Raw genomic sequence first — 4,197 nt, 5'->3', positions numbered from 1 at the left:
GACCGCGCAATCGGTCCTCAAGGACGCCGTGCCGCTGTTCGAGACCACGTACGACTACGACTGCGCCGGCAACCTGACCCACCGCCGCGACAGCGTGCAAGGCGTGGACGAGTACCGCTACGACGTCATCGGCCGGCTGCTGCAGCACACCGACCCGAAAGGCAGGATCGAACGCTTCTTCAACGACCCGGCCGGCGACCGGCTAGCCACGCGCGTGCAGCAGGTGCAGCTGCGCAAGGTGGTCGGCGGCGACGACGAACAACAGGTGCAGTGGACCCGCGAGGGAACCTACGACGGCGTGCACTACGTGTTCGACCGTGCCGGCGACCTGGTCCGCAAGGGCAGCCCGAATGGCCCGGAACCGGACGACCTGGAACTGGTCTGGGACGCCAACCACCGCCTGGCCGAAAGCCGCAAGGCCGGGCAGACCACCCACTACGGCTACGACCCGCTGGGCCGGCGCGTGTTCAAGCGCAACCCGACCCATACCACGTGGTTCTACTGGGATGGCGACGCGCTGCTGGGCGAGGTGAGGCAGGCCCACGACGCGCCGGATGCGGCGCCGGTGTGGGTGGGGAATGTCGCGAATCTGATCGAGGTCAAGCGCCGTAAGGAGAAGCTCGCCAAGCTACATGAGCGCACGCGGGAGTACGTCTACTATCCGGGGACGTTTGTGCCGCTGGCGTTGGTGGAGAAGGAGCAGGGCGTGGCGCTGCGTGAGTCGCCGCAGCCCGCGACAACTTCGATCTCGCAGATATCGCGATCCGATGCGCCGGCTGTGGCCGATCATGCATTGGTCGAGGGGCGAGGTACGGATTCCGACCAGTCTCCCGGACCGTCCGCATCCGCAGGCATGCCGACACCGCCGCGAACACCATTCGCACCGCTGGGCGTGCTGGCGTCGTCCGCACCCAAAGTGGCGCAGGCCGATGGCGCTGCAAAGCCTGCAACGATGACGGCGCCGACAGCCGTCAAGCCCGACAAGGCGCCTGATGGTGGTGGGCTGGGTATGCTGGGCGAAGGTCTGGCGCTAGGGCAAGGTGCGGGAACTAAAGTATCCGTGATTTCAGAGGCTTCGGCCGAACCGGTGACCAGTCTTACAAAATCTGATGCATCGGCAGACGAAGAAAAGTCGAACGTAATTTCATTTGGCATGCGGCTGGATGGCGAGCAATCCAGTTCGGGCGAGTCGCCGAGGTCAGGCGGTTTTGGCGTAGTCAGCAATACATCGATGGTAGGGAGTGTATCTGCCAACGTGCCCGTTATAGTAAGTAACGTAAGAGAAACCGCGCAATTTGTCCCCTCCGATTCAGTTGAGCGTGCGGCTTGGCGGTCTGTTAGCTATCACTATCACTCCGATCCGAATGGCTGCCCTACGAGGTTGACCGCTGTCTCTGGCAATTTAGTTTGGGCGGCGGCATATAGTGCATGGGGGATAGTCGATATATTCTTATCTGTAGTGGAAAATAATTTAAGGTTTCAGGGGCAGTATTGCGAAATTGAAACCGGCATGCATTATAATAGATTTAGATACTATGATGCGACCTTGGGTAACTTTGTTTCGCAAGATCCATTAGCGCTGCGCGTTGGTGAGAATGTGTACGAATTCGCACCTAATTCATTAAACTGGATTGATCCACTCGGACTAAATAAAATTAGCGCGGTATTGACGACCTCGTCAGGGGAGGTGATTGACTTGCCGACATTTAAGTCATCTCCAGGCGCTAAGAAGATACCAGGTCGAACTGAAGACGCAGAGCAGAAATTGCTTCGCCACATTGAGGAAAACTATGGGGAAAAATTAGCTGGCTCATCTCTTGAGATAAAATCCGAGCCTTCTTTTATTAGGGTAAACGGAAAAACAATTCCGATCCAAGGTGTAAATCCCTGTGATGATTGTGGGGTCGCGATGCAAAGCTTTGCAAAAAGAAATAAGATGGACGTGACATACAGTGCGCGAGACAAAAATTTTCGCTACAAAGGATGTCGAGAATAAATATGAAATTTATTGATTCCCCTTTAGGGCGTTTGGAGGTTAATGAGGCTGATGATGGGGCGCGTTTCGCCCAAGGTAGGTATGGTGATGTCGATGGCGGGATTTTCTTTTCGATTAAGTTAGAAGATGATGGCTCTCTATCAGAGGGTATGGACTTCGTAAGGAGTCGAATTGATAATATAAGTAAGTTTACTGCTCTTGCATCTAAATATCTGGCGAATGTTATCGAAAATGCAACATCAAACGGTGAGGTGCCTCTCGTTTGGGGTGAGGAGTTCACTTTCTGGGGTGGGGGAGGCTGGTCGATCTTATTTGCAGAAGGTGTACTGGACATATGCGACCCCTATGGGGTCATGGTCAACTTCTCGGATGACGAGGTAATAGGGTATGAAGATCTTTCGTCAGCGGAAGAGGTATGAAAGATCCTGAATAAATGATGCACCCAGTTATTGGCGGGTATATGAGTAGATATTTGCCGGAGCAAGCCTGAGCGGATGCTCCGTTGAGCTGGCGAGGGGAATGTAATCCAGTAAGTAGGGCGTGTACTATGTTTCAGGCACGGGATATATAATTAAGAATATTTTAGATAAAAAGTCAGGATTTTGAAAATTGCAGAAACAGCTTGATCTAACTAATTACCAAGTGGGCTGAAAATATAATTATTATGTAAATGGCTTTGGCGAAGCATGGCGCAGGATGTGACCTTGGAGATTTTGAATGGCGACTAAGAATGCGAAAAGCTGAAGTGCCTCATGGCTGACGAGTATCTTGCGCATGAGATTTATAAGTGCGCAAAATCTGCGTTCTTGAAAATGTTCGAAGATAAAAAGGAAGAGAAGTTCTATTATTGTGTGCTCGTTACTACTGAGGAGGGACATCCTCCGTTCATTTCTGCTTGGTCAGATCAGGCTCTGCAACAGGAAAAGGAAAAAGGTGGGGATGCTAACGAATATTTCGAATGGGTTCGATGGTCCTATGCTGATTCTCCCTATGTGGACTACTGCGGGGAAGCGTTTTCTGGCCTTCAGGTAGTTTTTGACAGCAGGCCCGCAATTGATCAGCTGTCAAGAGATGAATGGTTGGTTGAACTTGAGGTGAGACTTTCCTCGATGGAAAAGGCAATGGTAGATTTGGATGCGGAAGGGATTTTTGAGTTGAATCAGCCTAGGATGAAGGTCATGATTAATGTGGAGCTCACTCCGCCTTCTTATTCAAACACAGAGCGCGCCCTTCGGCTGAATGATAGAAGTAATGAGGCTTTGATCGTTTGGCTGGATGAAGCAGCAGAGAAGCTTGAATAGTCTGGCGGGGAAGCTTTTTTGCGCTCGCACGGGCACTGTAGGACGCAGGAGCGCGACCGATGAGCACTGCCGCCAAGCATTTCGATCCGCAGTTGGGCATCGACATCCACATGTATCAGGTGCCGCCGTTTCCGCTGCCAACGCCGCATATCGGCATCGTGCTGGACCCGTTCGACTACCTGCCGTTGCTCGGCGCCACGGTCACCGTCAACGGGGTCAAGCGCGCCACCGCCGGCACCGGCGGGCTGGACATCCATATTCCGCTGGGCGCGTGGGCGCCGCAGCTGAGCCTGCCGATGGGGCCGCAGTACGACGGCGAAGAGATCTTCATGGGCAGCAAGACGGTCACCGCCGACGGCGACCCGTTCTCGCGGCTGGCGGTGCCGGTGCTGGACTGCAATCTCGCCGGGCTGATCCCGCCGTTCCGGTTCAAGAAGCCCAAGAAGCCGCTGCGTTCGCTGTGGCTGCCGACCGGCATCAATGTCGCCATCCCGAGCAACGTGCAAGTCGGCGGGCCGCTGACCATTTCCTTGATGGCGCTGGGGTTGCATGTCGGCTTCGCCGGGCTGGGGGCGCTGCGCCGCTCCAAGCTGGGCGTGCGGGCGGCGGAGGCGTTCAAGGGTCTGCGGCAGCGTGTGTTCAAGCACATGGATTCTGGCTTCCTCAAGTGCAAGGTGCTGCGCGCCGAGCCGGTGGACATCCGCGACGGCAGCGTGTCGGTGCAGCACGAGGACTTCGCGATCCCCGGTCGGCTGCCGCTGGCATGGTCGCGCCGCTACAGCTCGGCGCAGGCCGAGCAGGTGGGCGTCTGCGGTCACGGTTGGCAGACGCCTGGCGACATCCGCCTGGAGATCGAGGCCGACGGCGTGGTGCTGTTCCATGATGACCGCGGCGCGGCGG

The 4,197-nt window shown here is 55.6% G+C and carries 4 protein-coding genes; all 4 read left to right on the top strand.

Annotation, left to right across the window (positions count from 1 at the left end; all coding sequences use genetic code 11):
* A partial coding sequence (locus XBLMG947_RS19820) for an RHS repeat-associated core domain-containing protein (protein WP_245228264.1) occupies positions 1 to 1,996 on the top strand: 1,996 nt, incomplete at its 5' end.
* A gap of 2 nt (positions 1,997 to 1,998) precedes the next feature.
* Positions 1,999 to 2,415 carry a hypothetical protein gene (locus XBLMG947_RS19815; protein ID WP_065470267.1) on the top strand — a complete coding sequence of 139 codons (417 nt, stop codon included), beginning with the start codon at positions 1,999 to 2,001 and terminating at the stop codon, positions 2,413 to 2,415.
* 333 nt (positions 2,416 to 2,748) lie between these two features.
* Positions 2,749 to 3,297 (top strand): DUF4303 domain-containing protein, encoded by a 549-nt coding sequence (locus tag XBLMG947_RS19810; RefSeq protein ID WP_065470266.1) that lies wholly within the window; start codon positions 2,749 to 2,751, stop codon positions 3,295 to 3,297.
* Positions 3,298 to 3,356: 59 nt separating this feature from the next.
* The coding region (locus XBLMG947_RS19805) for a DUF6531 domain-containing protein (RefSeq protein WP_245228263.1) at positions 3,357 to 4,197 on the top strand (841 nt) is incomplete at its 3' end.

This window comes from Xanthomonas bromi (assembly GCF_900092025.1).
Taxonomy (GTDB): Bacteria; Pseudomonadota; Gammaproteobacteria; order Xanthomonadales; family Xanthomonadaceae; genus Xanthomonas; species Xanthomonas bromi.
This window is presented reverse-complemented; position numbering and strand designations above follow the sequence as displayed.